Source organism: Algoriphagus antarcticus (assembly GCF_002150685.1).
In the GTDB taxonomy this organism is placed as follows: domain Bacteria; phylum Bacteroidota; class Bacteroidia; order Cytophagales; family Cyclobacteriaceae; genus Algoriphagus; species Algoriphagus antarcticus.
This window is the reverse complement of record NZ_MSSW01000040.1, coordinates 109,756-126,768: the sequence shown is the minus strand read 5'-3', so window position 1 is coordinate 126,768 and position 17,013 is coordinate 109,756. Positions and strand designations below refer to the sequence as shown.

Here is a 17,013-nt window from a genome sequence, read left to right as displayed (position 1 = left end):
CAGCACACAGGATCGAGCTAAAAGGAGAATCAATGAGAAAAAAACAATAACTTTAATTGCCACTAAAACGGTAACTGAAACGCCCTTTTGAAAGGGTGGTCAGGATGACCGGATTGGTGGTCAAGATCATCGGAATCTACAACTTCGTAAGCTAACGGATATCAAATCGCCTAAAATTCAGTCTATTTATGATCCGTTATTCAGAATGGCCAGAAGTCTTTGGTTTGCCAAACGGCCTCGGCTGCGCTCGGCCACTGAATTATGGTTGTGTACAAGGGGAGAGGAAAAGTGCTTATTAATAAGCGTTTTCGTCCCCGGCAAAAATGGTTTTGGCGGTCATATAGATAAGTTTTAGATCAAAAAAAACACTCCAATTTTTGATATAATACATATCCAATTTGTATCTGAAGTAGGTGGAATTTGAAAGCTCGGTTTCTCCTCTATAGCCTTTTGCCTGAGCTAATCCCGTTATTCCTGGCTTTACCAAATGTCTGTTCTTATAGCCGTCAATGTTTTTGGCATTTTCTTCATTTTGCGATAGGATAAGTGGTCTGGGGCCTACTAGGGACATGTTTCCATAGATCACATTGAATACCTGAGGTAATTCATCTATGCTCGTTTTCCTTAAGATTCTTCCGATTTTCGTTACCCTGGGATCATTCCTGGTTGCTTGCTTCAAATCCTCCTGTTTATTGATGGCCATTGAGCGAAATTTATAACAGTTGAAAACTGAGTTGTAAATCCCACCTCGCTTCTGGGTATAGAAAATTGGTCCTGGCGAATCGAGTTTGATTAAAATAGCAACAATAGGGAAAAGCCACCATCCTATCACTATCATCAGTCCAATAGAGCAAAAAAGATCAATGAAGCGTTTTATGCTCAAGTTGTACCAGTTTAGCTTATTGGAAACCAAAATATCCTCTTGTCCTTGAGGCAGTAGAAAGTTTGAATTGATATCAATACTTTCCTTATTTGATTGGATATTTGGGTCTGATGTGAGCTTCAAAAGTGAATACCTTGTAGGTTTAAACTGGTTGTAAAGATCACTATAATTCCAATTTTTTCAAAGGAACATAATTTTTTAGTCTGTGTTGATCTACCAAGATTTTAGTTTTTTTTGGATTTCACCAAAGCAAATAACCCACGAATACTGATATATGCTATAAGTGATTAGATTATATTTTTTTCTGTATGTACGCTTTTCTGCCAGTAAGCGAATTCTCTCAGGTCAACGGGTTGGAAGACCGATGACCGAAGACCGGAGTAAACCAGAATTCAATGTGTCTTTGGATCTTCGATCCTATAAATTTTCTACTGGCAAGATTCTGTATAGTCACATATTTTTTTAATATATTTTCAAATATCTAAAAATGCTCTTCGATATTAATTATTTGTACATTATGCATACAATTTGACTTCATGTATTAATCACCAACCCTCTAATTTTAGTGTTTATCCTAATTAATGTTTATCCTAATTTATTGACCATATAAAATAACAGTCAATGATATAACTGAAAATATTAAATTATTGTAAGGTATTGTAAATGAGTGGTTTAAGATCTTTAAAAGATAAATGAGAAAAAATATAAGGTAGGTTTAATCACTTCAAGTTGAAGAAAAATATTTCTTTAACTTATTAATGCCGTTATTACAAAATATTTAATCACTTAGCTATATTTGATTTCTGCATAGCACATTTTACAGTCTTAGCAATAATATTAAAATGGCCTCTCAAATTCCATTATCATTTCCAGTATTTAACGGTAACGAAAATTTCTACACTCAACAGGCGATAAGCTCTGGGCATATTGCGACTTCTGGTCAATTTATCGATAAGTTTGAAAGCAAACTTTCTAAAAGGCTACATACTCATGAAACCGTTGCTTTAAATTCGGGTACATCAGCTTTGCATCTTGGGATGGTACTTTTGGGGATTGGGCTTGGAGATGAAGTAATCTGCCAGTCCTTTACTTTTTGTGCTTCAGCCAACCCTATAGTTTATTTGGGTGCGACTCCGATTTTTGTAGATAGTGAAAAGGATACATGGAATATTTGTCCGGAGATTTTAGAGGACACAATCCTAAGTAGGATATCCAAAGGCAAAAAACCAAAAGCTATTGTAATTGTTCACTTGTTTGGAATGCCTGCTAAAATGAAAGAGATCTTAGAAATCTCCGCAAAGTATCAAATACCTGTTTTGGAGGACGCAGCTGAGGCAATTGGCAGTAAATATCAGAGTAAAGAATGTGGAACATTTGGAACCATCGGTATTTTTTCCTTCAATGGAAATAAAATCATCACTGCTGGGGGTGGGGGAGCATTGATTTCAAATGACATGGCAATTATTCAACGTGCAAAATTATTGTCCACTCAGGCAAAAGAAGACCGGCCTTTCTACCACCACTTGGAAATTGGCTATAATTACAAAATGAATAATCTTTCGGCTGCAGTGGGACTTGCGCAGCTGGAGCAGTTGGATTTCTTTATTAAAGGAAGAAGATTGGTAAATCAGAGGTATAGGACATTGCTAAATGATTTTCCAGGTATTGAGTTTCAACCTGAGTCGAATAAATCAATCTCAAATTATTGGCTTACTTGTATTTTGGTGGATAAAGAGAAGACAGGTTTTTCTAATGACCAATTGAAAACAGCCTTAATGAAAAAGGGAGTTGAAAGTAGATTTTTGTGGAAACCGCTGCATATGCAACCCGTTTTCACTATGATGCCATACTATGGAGGAAGCTTGGCAGAAAGGCTATTTGAAGAAGGACTTTGTCTTCCAAGTTCCGCTGATTTAACGCTTCAAGCCCAAGAGATGATAGTAGAAGTAATCCATGAAGAACTTAGCAAAACATTCAAATAAGTGAGTTATCGTAATTTGATCAAAAGAGGAATAGATTTAATTCTTGCTTTTTTGATGTTTGTAATACTTATGCCTATATTCTTTCTTTTGCTGGTTGCTTTAAGCATTCACCACAGAGGAGCGCCATTCTTTTATCAGTCTCGTCCAGGCAGAGGAAACATTCCATTTCAGATTTTGAAATTCAAAACAATGTCAGATATGGTAAATGGGGATGGTGATCTTTTATCTGACTCAGAGCGAATTACTAGTTTCGGTAGATTGGTACGGAAGACTTCTTTAGACGAAATTCCTCAATTAATCAATGTCCTCAAAGGTGACATGAGTCTAGTTGGCCCCAGACCATTATTAGTTGATTACATAATGCTTTATTCTGATGAACAAGCAAGGAGACATGAAGTCAAACCTGGAGTGACAGGCTGGGCGCAGGTAAACGGCAGAAATGCTGTTTCTTGGGATGCAAAGCTAAAGTTTGATGTTTGGTATGTAGATAATTTAAACTTCCTATTAGATCTTCGAATTCTTTTTCAAACCTTGTTCAATGTAATGCTTGGCAAAGGAATCACTCAGCAGGGACATGCAAGCGTGGAGAGATTTGAAGGCAGTACAAAGGGTTAAGCGTTGTTTGTATAAGATTAATGCTTAAAGCGCTGTAGGGACATGATCGGTAAAGAGGGAACCATGGCGCTAAAACTGACCACTTAAAATTGAAGGTTTATTGGTTAAGTTTTTTGTTTGAAGTCATAAAAACCCTCACCTTCTCATTTATATTTCAGTTTTTTACACCTAGATTTTGATGGATAATTCTGATTATCCACGATCTTGAACGTATGTTCTTTGAATAAATGTTTGAAGTGCAAATTCGACAATTCCTTCCACCGCGGCGGAGGGCTAGTGGGATTTTCTAAAGCAAAATCCAAATATTATTACGGTACACCCTACATTGCAAACAGTCACATTAATAATTATGAGTATTGGTAATCCTGCTCGTTGCCAAATTGAATACTTATTTGCTTGCTAAAATCCGCCTTACCCCCTTTAAGAAAGGGAGATTTTGATCCGATTTCAAATCAAGATTTCGCTTTATTCCGGAACATGCAATAAAGCGAATACTCATTTTAATAATTAAGCCATTTCGTGTAGGCGTATATTTTTTTGGATATATATTGATGTTTGAAACGCATTTCTGTGTGAAATGAATACGCTTATATTTTTTTGGTCTTTCATCAAACTATAACATATTGAATATATTCTCTGTTAAGGATATCTAACTCTATTACAATTTAGATATATTTATGCTATGAGTTTTTTCACCAAACTAACGATACTTCCAAGATGGGTAATTGCAGTCATTGATGCCTGTATTTTGTTTTCTTCAGCCTTTTTCGCTTTTTTGGTTCGGTTTAATTTCGAGTGGCTTGAGATTCAAGATAATGATTTTGCTTTAGGGAGCGCCGTTTTTATGGTTATAGGAATTTCAGTCCTTCAAGCTACTAACAGCCAAGAAGGAATAGTTCGTCACACTGGATTTAGGGATGGGCTGAATATATTTAAATCCATTTTCATTAACTTTGGTGTAATTTGTATATTGATTTTTTTTAGGGGGAATATTTTATATGACCGTTTTATTCTACCCACCTCCATATTGATTATTGCCAGTGTGTTCTCTTTGGTCTTATTGATTTTTTATAGATTAATGGTTAAGGAGCTTTTTGTTTATTTCAAAAATGAAGGTGTGGTGAAATCATCTAAGAACGGGGTGATCTTTGGGGCAGGTGAAGCTGGAATTATTACGAAAGAGGCAATTGTGCGCGACAGCAAAAGTCTTTTCAATATTGTTGCTTTTTTGGATGATGATCCCAAGAAAGAAGGTAAACATATTCTTGGTAAGCGAATCTACAAGGGACTTGGCGATCTAGAGAAGTTGGCCGAGAAATTTGGGGTCACTGAGTTGATTATCGCCGTAAGAGATCTTGCAGTAACGCGGAAAAATGAAATAACTGATGAATGCCTCCGTTTGAAAATCTCAGTTTCCATAGTTCCTCCTGTAGATCAATGGATTAATGGAGGCTTGTCAGCTGGAGCAATTCGGGAAGTGAAAATTGAGGATTTACTTAGTCGTGAGCAGATTTTTCTGGATAACCCTAGAATTCATCAGGACTTGGAGGGGAAAGTGATTCTAGTAACAGGAGCTGCGGGATCTATAGGTTCTGAGCTTTGCAGGCAAATCAGTCATTATGATCCAAAGCTTCTTATACTATTTGACATTGCAGAATCAGCTTTGTACGATGTGGAGCAGGAGTTTAAGGAAAATCATGCTTTTTGCCCAATAAAAATTGTTCTAGGCGATATCCGGAACATGAAGAAGGTGAAGGAAGTTTTCAAAGCTTACAAACCTCAAGTAGTATTCCACGCAGCTGCTTATAAGCATGTGCCAATGATGGAAAAATATCCTGAAGAAGCCATTCAATCCAATATATTAGGCACTAAAATATTAGCCGATATTTCTGCTTTCGCTAAAGTAGACAAATTTGTTTTTGTGTCAACAGATAAATCAGTGAATCCTACAAATGTAATGGGAGCGAGTAAAAGAGCTGCTGAAATGTATGTGCAAGCATTGAATGAATATCTTGAAACGAATCACAAAAGCTTTCATACTAAGTTCATTACTACCCGTTTTGGAAATGTACTAGACTCAAATGGATCGGTAATACCTCTATTCAAAAAGCAGATTTTGCATGGCGGGCCTATTACAGTGACTCATCCAGAGATCACCCGATATTTCATGACTATTCCAGAAGCTTGTCAATTAGTTTTGGAAGCAGGTATTATGGGTGAGGGCGGAGAGATTTTTGTCTTTGATATGGGAGAACCAATAAAAATTCTTGATTTGGCAATCAAGATGATTCAGCTTTCAGGAAAAAAAGTAGATGAAGATATTAAGGTGGTTGTCTCAGGATTGAGAGAAGGGGAGAAGCTTTATGAAGAGCTGCTAAATGATTTTGAAACTGTCAAAATCACTCACCATCCTAAGATTAAAATTGCTCAGGTACTGCCTTCCTCTTATAATAAAATAAACGGTCAAATCGAATTGTTTATAGAGATGGTAACCAAAAATTCTGAAAACGAATTGGTTTCACACCTGAAAGTAATAGTGCCTGAATTCATCTCCAACTCATCAAGATTTGGAGTGTTGGATAGGTTGAATTAGTGGTTCACTGTTAATTTTCCACGTTCGGCTTAAAATCTTTCTACTGCCAATTGAAAACTGTTAATTAAAGGGGTAATCGGATTAAATATTTAGGATTTAAAGGGTTAATGTTTAAAGCACCTGATTACTAAAAACTGTCGTCAACTACCAACGGACAAATGAAAACTTTGGTTTGTGGGGTTAATTGGATTAAAGGGGTTATTGTATAAAGCACCTGATCACTGAAAACTGTCTACTGACTACTGACAGTTGTCGACTGCCGACTGAAATCTGCCAACAGCCAACTGCAATTCAATACTTTTTAATCCCCTATCTTTGTCTCCTGATTTTAAGGATAAATACCTTACACTATGAAGCAAGAATTCAACTTACAATTGAGCCCTGAAGAGGCTTATGACCCTGCTGTTTTTCAGGAAGTAGTACTAAAGAAAGCTGGACTTCCGGCAGATTCAAGCGATATTTTTGCCAGACAGGTGAAGCGGTCGATAGATGCAAGGGGAAGAAATGTAAAAGTGAATGTTCAGGCTGAGCTTTTTGTCAAAGAAACTCCTCCGGCGCTTCTTGATCATCAGCCCAAATATAAGAATGTAGCGAATGAAGATCCAATCATTATTGTAGGAGCTGGGCCAGCAGGACTTTTTGCGGCACTTCGAGCTATAGAGTTGGGTGTGAAGCCGATTGTGATCGAGCGAGGCAAGGATGTGAGAGCTCGCCGTCGAGATGTGGCAGCAATCAATAAAAATCATATAGTAAATCCAGATTCCAATTACTGTTTTGGGGAAGGTGGAGCAGGTACTTATTCCGATGGGAAACTTTATACCCGGTCTAAAAAGCGCGGAGATATTCGAAGAATCATGGAGATTCTTGTGGCTCACGGCGCTACGGAAGAGATACTAGTGGATGCGCATCCTCATATTGGTACAAACAAACTCCCCAAACTAGTTGAAGACCTACGGGAAAGTATCAAGAAGTTTGGCGGTGAAGTCTTGTTTGAAACCCGCGTGGAAGATTTTCTTTTGGAAGGAAATGAAATCAAAGGGGTGGTAACCCAGACAGGAGATAAAATCACGGGAATGGGAGTAATACTGGCAACAGGGCACTCTGCTAGGGATATTTTTCATTTGCTACACAAAAAGGAGATTACTATTGAGGCAAAACCCTTTGCGCTAGGCGTTAGAATTGAGCATAGTCAGAATCTGATCGATAGTATTCAATATCATTGCGGGTTGGATCGTGGTCCATATCTCCCAGCCTCAGCTTATTCATTAGTTCATCAAACTGAATATAAAAAGAAACAGAGAGGGGTTTTTAGTTTTTGTATGTGTCCTGGTGGATTTATCGTTCCTGCAGCTACCACTCCAGGAGAATTAGTGGTGAATGGAATGAGTCCGAGTCGCCGTGATGGGAAGTTTGCCAACTCTGGAATAGTAGCCTCGGTGGAGTTGGAAGATTTGCCTGAATATCAAAAATTCGGCCCTTTGGCAGCAATGGAGTTTCAGGCAGATGTGGAGAAAAAAGCTTGGATAGCTGGAGGTAGCACGCAAGTGGCTCCAGCTCAGCGAATGGTAGATTTTGTAGAAAAAAGATTCAGCTCAAGTTTGCTCGATACCTCTTATCAACCAGGTCTCAATTCAGTGGAAATGAGGGGTGTGTTGCCTGATTTTATTTCAGAACGTCTTGCAACGGCTTTTAAGGCTTTTGGTCAAAAAATGAAAGGCTACTATACGAACGACGCTCAGTTGATAGGACTGGAAAGCAGAACTTCTTCACCAGTTCGAATTCCCCGCGATCGTGATTCTTTTGAGCATATACAGATCAAGCGACTTTATCCATGTGGAGAAGGGGCTGGATATGCTGGAGGGATTGTTTCAGCAGCCATGGATGGTGAAAGATGTGCCGAGCGTTTGATTGAAGCTTATGTGAAGTGATTTATAGGAGAGTATTAGTAGGGGCGAATAATTATTCGCCCGTACAGGTAGAATATCCAGAGCCTCTTCGCGGCCAAAGAATTAGTTGGCTTGCTTGGGGCGACACGAACTGTGTCGAAATTAGCTGTATAATTACAAATTCCTGACATAGAGTAAAAAGTTAAAAGTGTAAAGATTTCAGAGTTGAAGCTGTTGAATTACAAGGTTAAAGGTTAAAAGTTTAAGGATTAATTGATCCTCGTGATGCGACAAGCGGTGGCTAAAAGATGAAGGATTTCAGAGTTGAAGCTGTTGAATTACAAGGTTAAAAGTTTAAGGATTAATTGACCATTGTGATGCGACAAGATGTGGCTAAAAGATGAAGGATTTCAGAGTTGAAGCTGTTGAATCACAAGGTTAAAGGTTAAAAGTTTAAGGATTAAATGACCCTCTTGATGCGACGAGCGGTGGCTAAAAGATTAAGGATTTCAGAGTTGAAGCTGTTGAATTATTAGGTTAAAGGTTAAAAGTCTAAGGATTAAATGACCCTCTTGATGCGACGAGCGGGGGCTAAAAGATGAAGGATTTAAGAGTTGAAGCTGTTGAATCACCAGGTTAAAGGTTAAAAGTTTAAGGATTAATTGATCCTCGTAATGCGACGAGCGGTGGCTAAAAGATGAAGGATTTCAGAGTTGAAGCTGTTAAATTACCAGGTTAAAAGTTTAAGGATTAATTGACCATTGTGATGCGACTAGCGGTGGCAAAGTTTAGAGATTGACTTAAAACAGGAAGGGGTAGCACTTGACATGCTACCCCTTACTCCTTATATAACTTCTTTTTGATTTACCCTATCCAAGTTGACCAAGGAATTCGGCTAAGAATAAGAACAAGTCCTATCGCATACATCATATAGATGCTTCTGAATCTAGCACGAGAAGCACCTGGCTTTTTCGCTCGGATATAGCCAATACTTATCAGCACTATGGCAATTATATTAATCAGCGGATGCTCTAACGCCATCAGTCTAGCTGCTGGATCAGACATTGCAGAGCCAGATTTCAACATTTCCAAGCCTAACGGGCTGATAAAGTAAAGGATCAGGCCAACTAGTAATTGGATGTGGGAAATAATAAATGCGATCAAGCCTATTTTTCGGTCTTTTTCGGTAAACTCTCTTCCTGAAAGAGATCCGATAAGCATGTAAATAATTACCACTACCAAAGCGAGCAATGCGAGATAAGCGATACCTGAGTGTAAATGTTGAATTCCTGTGTACATAATTTGATTAGATGAGTTTCAGTAATTTTTAATATTTTATTAATTCATTGGCGGGATGACCGATGACGGAAGTCCGAAGTTACTTCATCGAAAGTATTAACCTAACCTCTCATTCTTTTCTGGTTACAGCAGACTAAAATCTGAATTACAAATTGGGCAAAATTGACTTAGCTAAAATAGTTGAATTGCCGATAGAACCCCTGATTTTACTCTATAAAAAGCACTAAGCCTTTTAGGTATTCAGTTTCGGGATGAAAGATATTGATGGGATGATCAGCGGGCTGAGTTACTTGATGCAGGATTTTCACTTTTCTACCACATTCTAATGCTGCAGCGGTGACGGTATTTCGGAAAAGCGCTTTGTCCACCACTTGGCTACAAGAGAAAGTAAAGAGTATTCCACCTGATTTGATTTTCTTCAAGGCTTCAAGATTCAATCGCTTGTAAGCTTGGACGGCATTGTGTCTTGCCTTTAGATTTTTGGCAAAAGCTGGCGGATCTAACACGATCACATCGTAATCATCTCCAATCTCACGGATGTATTTCACCACATCGGCAACTTTGGATTCATGTTTTCCTTTGATTTCTGAATTGAGTTGTATGTTTTCCTCGGTGAGTTCTATTGCCTTTGGAGAAATGTCTACTGAATGTACTTCCGCTGCTCCTTCTTTCAAAGCAAGGACTGAAAAACCGCCAGAGTAACAAAAGGTATTTAATACTTTTTTGCCCTTGGAATAGGAGGCAAGCAATTTTCTGTTCTCCCGCTGATCGATGAAAAAGCCAGTTTTCTGTCCCTTTTCCCAGTCGATTTTATAAGTGGCTCCATATTCTTGGACAAGGTCAGTTTTCGGCTCACCGAGAATCCATTCATTCGAAGTGATACCCAGATTCTTTGGCAAAGTCTCTGCGCTTTTATCGTACACACCTGATAGTTGATCTCCATAAGCGGCCTTGATAGCCTGAGCTATTTCCTTCAAATGTGCATGCATTCCAATTTGATGTGCTTGAATGACTGCAGTACCATTATAGAAATCGACAATCAATCCAGGTAGTAAATCGCCTTCACCATGAATCAATCGATATACGTTAGTTTCTTTATTGTCAGCAAGTCCGAGGCTTTTTCTTAATGAAAGTGCTGAAGCTATTTTCTCATTCCAAAACACCTGATCAATTTCCCGTTCTTCAAAGGAAATGATGCGCACCATAATGGAGCCTTCAGCAAAATGGCCAATCCCCAAAAACTCGTCTTTTGAAGAGAAAACAGACACAACTTGCCCGCTTTCAAGATCAGCGTCTTTATGGAAAATAGCTCCAGAGAATACCCAGTGGTGCCTCCTTTTTAGAGAAATCTCTTTTCCGTGTTTGAGGATGATTTTAGGATAGTTCATAAGTGACTTGTGGTTTGTTTGGGAAAAGCAAGCTACCAACCATCATAGCAATGGCACTTGCAAGCAATCCGTAAATGTGAGAAGAAATTTCTGGCTCAAAATTGTCAATGATCAAATAGGTAAGCATACCTAGGCTCATGGATAAAATTGCACCGACTTTTGAAGACTTTTTCCAGTACAATCCAGTAGTGAGTGGGATGAAAAGTGAAACCAGCAATAGGATGGATGCTCCTGCCACCAGTTCATAGATATTGGAATCTTGAAGTGCCATAAACACTGATATAATGGCTACCGCAAGAACACTGATCCGCAAGATCCAAAGAAGATGACGATCAGTTAGTTTCTCTTTAAATAGTGGCTTGATTAAGTTTTCGGAAATCAAAGCCGCTGGTGCCAATACTCCCGAACTTGCCGTACTCATAATAGCAGAAATCAATGCACCAAAAAATATGATTTGCACTGGTAATCCGCCATGGGCCAGAACCATTGAAGGCAAGAGCATTTGTTGGTTTTCCAAGTAAAGTTCTGGGTACAGCGCCTTTGCGCCAAGCGCAATAAAAAGCGGTAAAAGTCCGAAAGTGAGGTAAAAACCACCCGCCAAGTAAGTGGATTGAACAGCTACCTTCTCTGATTTGGAAGACATCACCCGCTGGTAAATATCCTGACTGGGAATACTTCCCAATCCCAGAATCACCCAAGCGCCGAAATAATTAATCCATGAATTGAAACCGGGATCAGGAAAGAACTGGAAACTTTCCGCAGGTGCAGAGACCAGAATAACTCCGATTCCACCTGCTTCCTTTGTCACCAGTACTGACACTACGATCAGCCCAAGAACAATCATTATAGTCTGGATAAAATCTGTAATCGATATAGCCCACATTCCACCGAGAAAAGTATAAATAACGACGATGCTGGCAGCTATTACTATGCCTTCTGTGATACTCAGCCCAGTGACTGTTCCCAAGATTAGGCTCAGCGCAACCAACTGAGCGGCTACATATCCAAAGAAAACCGGAACCATAAAAATGGTGGACAGGAATTCTACTTTACTGCCATAAATTCTCTTAAAAACATCTCCGATGGTGAGCACTCCCATGCGGTACATGGGGCGGAGATAAAACATTCCAAAAAGCACCAAACAGAGTGCTCCGCCAAAAGGATCTTCTATCACACCTTGTAGTCCTTCTTCCAAATAAACTGAAGATGCTCCAAAAATGGTCTCTGACCCAAACCAGGTAGCAAATAAAGCTGAAGCTGAAAGAAATAAAGGGAGCGAACGACCTGCTAAAACAAAGTCATTCGATCCCTTTACGAATTTTGAAGCCCAAGCTCCAATGGCGATTGTGATCGCCAAATAAATGATTATTGCGGTGAGTAGCAACGATCCGAAGTTAAGATTTTGGGTACATTTTCTCCCTCAATGCTTTGACTTCCTCACTTTCCAAGTAAGCTTCATATGGCATTCTTCTGTCGATCGTCCCGTTTGGAGTGAATTCTACAATTCTGTTTGCAGAGGATTGTACAAATGTGTAATCATAAGATGACATCAATACCGTTCCGGTGAATTCAATTATTGCGTTGTTGAATGCAGTGATCGATTCCAAATCCAGGTGATTTGTAGGCTCATCCATTACCAGAAGGTTTGGGTTCTGAAGCATCATCTTGGAGACCATGCAACGTACTTTTTCACCTCCGGAAAGTACAGAACATTTCTTCAGTGATTCCTCACCTGTGAAGAGCATTCTTCCTAAGAAGGTTCTTACATAAGCTTCCTCCTGATTTCCAGAAAACTGTCTTAGCCAATCGATCAGGGAAATGTCAGTTTTGAAATATTCTGAGTTATCGTTTGGCAGGTAAGCCTTGTTGATAGTAACTCCCCATTTTTGACTTCCTTTTGTCGATGGAATTTCCTCCATTATTACTTGGAAGAATTTATTGACTGCCTGTTTGGTTTTAGAGATAAAAGCAATTTTGTCGCCTTTATCCACCATCAGATTGACATCGGTGAAGTAAGTCACGCCATCCGCTTTCAGTTCAAGATTTTCAGTCATGAAAATCTGATCTCCGGCTTCTCTTTCTGGTTTGAAAATGATGCCCGGGTATTTCCTCATCGAAGGCTCTATCTCATCGATGTTCAGCTTTTCGATCATTTTCTTACGGGCGGTTGCCTGCTTAGACTTGGCGACGTTGGCGGAGAATCGGTCGATAAACGCCTGCAATTCCTTTCTTTTGTCCTCAGCCTTCTTGTTGGAATCAGAACGCTGCTTCAAAGCAAGCTGAGAAGACTCGTACCAGAAGGTGTAGTTACCAGAGTAGATTTTTATTTTCCCGAAATCAATATCAACAATGTGCGTAGAAACTGAATCGAGGAAATGTCTATCGTGAGAAACCACGATCACCAAGTTTTTGAAATCAAGCAAGAAATTCTCCAGCCATTCGATGGTAGCCGCATCCAAATCATTGGTAGGCTCATCGAGAATCAATATATCAGGATTTCCAAAAAGTGCCTGAGCTAGCAATACCCGGACTTTCTGATTACCCGCAAGATCTTTCATTTGCATGTAATGCAGGTCTTCGGTGATTCCCAATCCGGAGAGTAGGGCAGCCGCATCAGACTCGGCATTCCAGCCATCTATCTCTGCAAAATCAGCTTCCAATTGAGAAGCGCGCAAGCCGTCTTCTTCGGAGAAATCCTCCTTCATGTAGACGGCATCTTTTTCCTCCATGATAGCATAAAGCGTCTTATGCCCCATTAGAACCGTTTTCAGTACATCCACTTCATCAAAACCGAAGTGATTTTGGCTCAAAACAGCCATACGCTGACCTGGAGTGATACTGATGCCACCACTGGTACTATCCATTTCGCCGGAAAGGATTTTCAAAAAAGTTGACTTTCCTGCGCCGTTAGCCCCGATCACACCATAGCAATTGCCAGGGTTGAATTTCAGGGAAACTTCGTCGAAAAGTGTTCGTTTGCCAAATTTAAGTGATAAGTTATCTACTGAGATCATCCGTTTGTTCTTCTTTTTTGAGGCGCAAAGATAGGAATTTTATATTTTAAGACTGGGGGTTTTGAAAGCTTTTGGAATAAGAGAATACCCTTTTTGCTGGACAGGGTGCTTTATTTTTATCTGTTGCCTATATTGGGTAATTATTGTGTTTTCAAGTTCAGGATGAAGAAGTTTTACCGTATTTTTTCAATAATGCTATTGCTACATTTTGTTGTATTGGCATCTTATGGACAAATCTCTACGATCGGGAAAGAGTTTTGGGTAGGGTTTATGGAAAATAACCGTATTCTCCCAGGCGCATCAGATAGAGCAGTCTTGGAAATTACTGCCTTTGAAGATGCTACATTTACCATAGAATATCTTGGACAGTCCAGAAGTGGCTCATTAAGCAAAGGGGAGCGATATAATTTGATCGTTGATTCGCAGACTAGCGATCTGCTCCATAGATTTTCTGATAGGGTTGAAAACAAAGGGGTTTATATCAGTTCCTCGGGTGATTTGTCGGTGTATGCTTTTAATGAACGGATCAGAAGTGCTGATGGAACGGTGGTACTGCCATTAGTAGCCCTCGGTAAAGACTATTTGGTAACCTCTCATTTCGAAAGACTCACAGCTCCAGTGGCGTATGATGGTAATATCGATAATGAAAGCACGCTACTTGTGATTGCTACTGAGGATAATACACAAATAGAAATCACGAAGAGTAGGGCTAATTCCTCACCATTCACCATAACCTTGGATCGGGGTCAAAGCTACCAGATCAAAGAGAGATATGACCTTACCGGATCTAGAGTCAGTGTGATTGGAGACGATGCTAATTCATGTAAGAAAATAGCAGTCTTCGGCGGAAATAAATGGACTTCGGTGGGGAATTGCGGAGGTGCAAATGACAACCTATTTCAGCAAGCTTATCCAATAACCACTTGGGGGCAATCATTTATACATATTGCGCTAGAAGGAAGGACATCAGGTGAATTGGTGAAAGTGCTTGCATCTGAAGACGGTACAGATGTGTTTGTAAATGGTACAAGAAGAGGAACGATAAATAGTGCTGAATTTTTGAGTTTGGATTTTGATGTGAATGAAACAGCTTCAATAACAACCTCTAAACCTTCATCGGTCACAGTATTTTCTAAAAGTCAGGGGTGCAACCGAATAGGCGACCCAAATTATGATCAGGGTGATCCATTTATGATCACTTACAGTCCAAATGAGCAGTTGCTAGTGGATGTGAAGTTTTCTGCTCTCTCATTGCAGTCTATACAAGTGAATTATGTCACTATTCTTGTTCCCGCTGGAGCGCAATCCAATACTATTTTGGACGGAAGAAATATTGGGACTTCCTTTTCACAGGTTCCGGGAAATTCTTCGTTTTATTTTGCCCGACTTAGTATTTCCCAAGGAGTACATCAGTTGACTAATCCAGAGGGTTTTATAGCATATGTTTATGGTTTCGGATACTTGGAGTCTTACGGGTACGCGGTAGGTGCAGCTTTGGATAATTTGAATTTTGAAATTAAGGCTGAGTATGCTTTTGAAGTGGATGGCGATCGTGTAGCGTGTCTTGATCAGCAAGGAAATTGGAGTATTACACCTGAGAGTGATGTTTTTACTTATTTTACATGGGATTTTGGCGATGGATCTATTCTTCAAGAAGGGCAGGAAGTAACTCATACATTTGACAAGCCTGGAATATATGATGTTACGGTTACTGCTTCGATCAGTCCCAATACATGCGATCAGCAGGAAGAAGAGACGTTTCAGGTCGAAGTGTTGGAGTCGAAAGCAGAGCTTATCGGACCACAATCAGTATGTCCGGATATAGAGGAACTAGTATATAAACTCGGTTCTCAAGAGAACATAAAGTCTGTAAGTTTTGAGGTGGAGGGTGGGACTATAGTTGAAAATTATGGAGACTCAGTTTTGGTCAATTGGGGTCCTTCTAATCCAAATGCTAAAATCACAGCCACACCAATAGGTACGAATGGATGTTTAGTAGAACCTGTTTCTATTAATGTGGTCATTAACCTTAAACTTGACGCTGAAGATCCTATTGGAAACCAAGATGTGTGCTTTGATCCGCTCACTACTCATTTCTATGAAGCACCAATCTCTCCAGAAGGACGTGGGTATAATTGGGTGGTGACAGGTGGTGAAGTTATTTCTGGTGAAGATCAAAATATGGTAGAAGTCAGTTGGGATATGCCAGGAATAGTAGGGACTGTGAGCTATACGATCTACAGCCTAATTGATCAATCTTGCGAAGGAACTTCAGAAGCTTTGGTCGTAACAGTGGCAGAGGAATTTGTTGTAAGTATTGAGATCATTGAGAATGTCAAATGCTTTGGGGATGTTAATGGGAGGCTAGCTCTTAATATACAAGGTGGAGTCGCTCCATTTGAGTTTACCTGGTCTCATGATCCAGGTTTGAATTCTGCAACTGTGGAAAATTTGCTTGTAGGAACCTATTCAGTAACTGTGGTGGATCAATTAGGCTGTGAGAGGGTACTAGACAACTTGGAAATCACCGAGCCTAATCTGCTTGAGGTTATTTCTATCAATGTGGCACCTGTAAGCTGCTATGGCAAAAAGGATGGAATATTGGAATTGTTTGTGACTGGTGGGACGGCTCCTTATACCTTAGAGTTGGATGGTGAGAAAGTATTTTCAGGTCAGTTGAATTTATCTGATGTACCTCAAGGGGTTTATGACCTTTCTGTAGTCGATCAGCAAGGTTGTTCTATTCCGATTTCTTTCGAAATCAACTCTCCACCAGCTTTGGACGTGGATGTGAGATTGACGAAACCAGCCTGTCCTGGAGGTAGCAACGGTGAATTATTTGCGTTTCCTACAGGCGGAAAGGCTCCCTATATATATAACTGGCAGGAGGGAAATGCTTCTGCCAATGCACTTACTGGTTTGTCAAAAGGCACTTACACCATTTCAGTTTTAGATGCTTCTGGCTGCGTGAGTCTAGGGTCCGGACTGGTGTCAGAAAAGGCTCCAGAAGTAAGAATGCCGACTGGATATAATCCAATGCAGGATGAAGGAGTTTTTCAGGGCGTTTCCAATTGTGATATCAATTTTACCCTCTGGGTTTATAACAGATGGGGACAGCTGATATACACCGGAGCGGAAGGTTGGGATGGCTTGGTAAATGGAGTGAATGCCACACAAGGAACTTACACCTTCCTGATGCAGTATTCATTTCCTCTTGATGGAGTGATGCAGAAAGTGGAAAAACGCGGAAGTTTTGTCCTAATTAGGTAGCTAGATAAACAGGAGGCAGTCTCTATGATTAGAACTGTGTTGGTCTGGACAATTTCTCATGGCTTTCCAATTGGTAGATTTTT

10 protein-coding genes are annotated in these 17,013 nt (G+C 39.8%); 5 read left to right on the top strand and 5 right to left on the bottom strand.

What is annotated here, in order from left to right; all coding sequences use genetic code 11:
* Window positions 1–295 precede the first annotated feature (295 nt).
* Window positions 296–1,006, bottom strand: a complete 711-nt coding sequence (locus tag BVH04_RS13920; RefSeq protein ID WP_240510929.1) for a sugar transferase — start codon at window positions 1,004–1,006, stop codon at window positions 296–298.
* Between the two features lie 719 nt (window positions 1,007–1,725).
* Here BVH04_RS13920 and BVH04_RS13915 point away from each other — a divergent pair.
* From BVH04_RS13915 to BVH04_RS13900, 4 genes are all read left to right on the top strand, one after another.
* Complete coding sequence (locus BVH04_RS13915; protein ID WP_086542080.1) at window positions 1,726–2,865, top strand: DegT/DnrJ/EryC1/StrS family aminotransferase; 1,140 nt, start codon at window positions 1,726–1,728, stop codon at window positions 2,863–2,865.
* Complete coding sequence (locus BVH04_RS13910) at window positions 2,866–3,480, top strand: sugar transferase (protein ID WP_086542079.1); 615 nt, start codon at window positions 2,866–2,868, stop codon at window positions 3,478–3,480.
* Window positions 3,481–4,162: 682 nt separating this feature from the next.
* Window positions 4,163–6,073, top strand: a complete 1,911-nt coding sequence (locus BVH04_RS13905) for a polysaccharide biosynthesis protein (protein WP_086542078.1) — start codon at window positions 4,163–4,165, stop codon at window positions 6,071–6,073.
* Window positions 6,074–6,423: 350 nt separating this feature from the next.
* On the top strand, window positions 6,424–8,001 hold the full coding sequence (locus BVH04_RS13900) for an NAD(P)/FAD-dependent oxidoreductase (protein WP_086542077.1): 1,578 nt from the start codon (window positions 6,424–6,426) through the stop codon (window positions 7,999–8,001).
* 822 nt (window positions 8,002–8,823) lie between these two features.
* Here BVH04_RS13900 and BVH04_RS13895 read toward each other — a convergent pair.
* The 4 genes from BVH04_RS13895 to BVH04_RS13880 all read right to left on the bottom strand — a co-directional run bounded on the left by BVH04_RS13895 (window position 8,824) and on the right by BVH04_RS13880 (window position 13,660).
* Window positions 8,824–9,258: a hypothetical protein gene (locus tag BVH04_RS13895; protein WP_086542076.1), complete on the bottom strand. Its 435-nt coding sequence runs from the start codon at window positions 9,256–9,258 to the stop codon at window positions 8,824–8,826.
* A 206-nt stretch (window positions 9,259–9,464) separates the two neighbouring features.
* A complete protein-coding gene (locus BVH04_RS13890) occupies window positions 9,465–10,646 on the bottom strand; it encodes a class I SAM-dependent rRNA methyltransferase (RefSeq protein WP_086542075.1) in 1,182 nt (393 codons plus the stop codon).
* Entirely contained in the window at window positions 10,633–12,030 is a 1,398-nt protein-coding gene (locus tag BVH04_RS13885; RefSeq protein WP_086542074.1) for a sodium:solute symporter family protein, read from the bottom strand. Before BVH04_RS13885 ends, BVH04_RS13890 begins: the two co-directional genes overlap by 14 nt.
* Before the next feature lie 10 nt (window positions 12,031–12,040).
* Window positions 12,041–13,660, bottom strand: coding sequence for an ABC-F family ATP-binding cassette domain-containing protein (locus BVH04_RS13880; RefSeq protein ID WP_086542073.1), 1,620 nt, complete (start codon window positions 13,658–13,660; stop codon window positions 12,041–12,043).
* A gap of 192 nt (window positions 13,661–13,852) precedes the next feature.
* Between BVH04_RS13880 and BVH04_RS13875 the strand changes: the two genes are divergently transcribed.
* Window positions 13,853–16,930 (top strand): PKD domain-containing protein, encoded by a 3,078-nt coding sequence (locus BVH04_RS13875; RefSeq protein WP_240510928.1) that lies wholly within the window; start codon window positions 13,853–13,855, stop codon window positions 16,928–16,930.
* Window positions 16,931–17,013: the final 83 nt, after the last annotated feature.

Coding starts and splice junctions, on each gene's coding strand:
- BVH04_RS13900 (WP_086542077.1), top strand. CDS start 6,424: ATGAAGCAAGAATTCAACTTACAATTGAGCCCTGAAGAGGCTTATGAC.
- BVH04_RS13915 (WP_086542080.1), top strand. CDS start 1,726: ATGGCCTCTCAAATTCCATTATCATTTCCAGTATTTAACGGTAACGAA.
- BVH04_RS13890 (WP_086542075.1), bottom strand. CDS start 10,646: ATGAACTATCCTAAAATCATCCTCAAACACGGAAAAGAGATTTCTCTA.
- BVH04_RS13880 (WP_086542073.1), bottom strand. CDS start 13,660: ATGATCTCAGTAGATAACTTATCACTTAAATTTGGCAAACGAACACTT.
- BVH04_RS13875 (WP_240510928.1), top strand. CDS start 13,853: ATGCTATTGCTACATTTTGTTGTATTGGCATCTTATGGACAAATCTCT.
- BVH04_RS13905 (WP_086542078.1), top strand. CDS start 4,163: ATGAGTTTTTTCACCAAACTAACGATACTTCCAAGATGGGTAATTGCA.
- BVH04_RS13895 (WP_086542076.1), bottom strand. CDS start 9,258: ATGTACACAGGAATTCAACATTTACACTCAGGTATCGCTTATCTCGCA.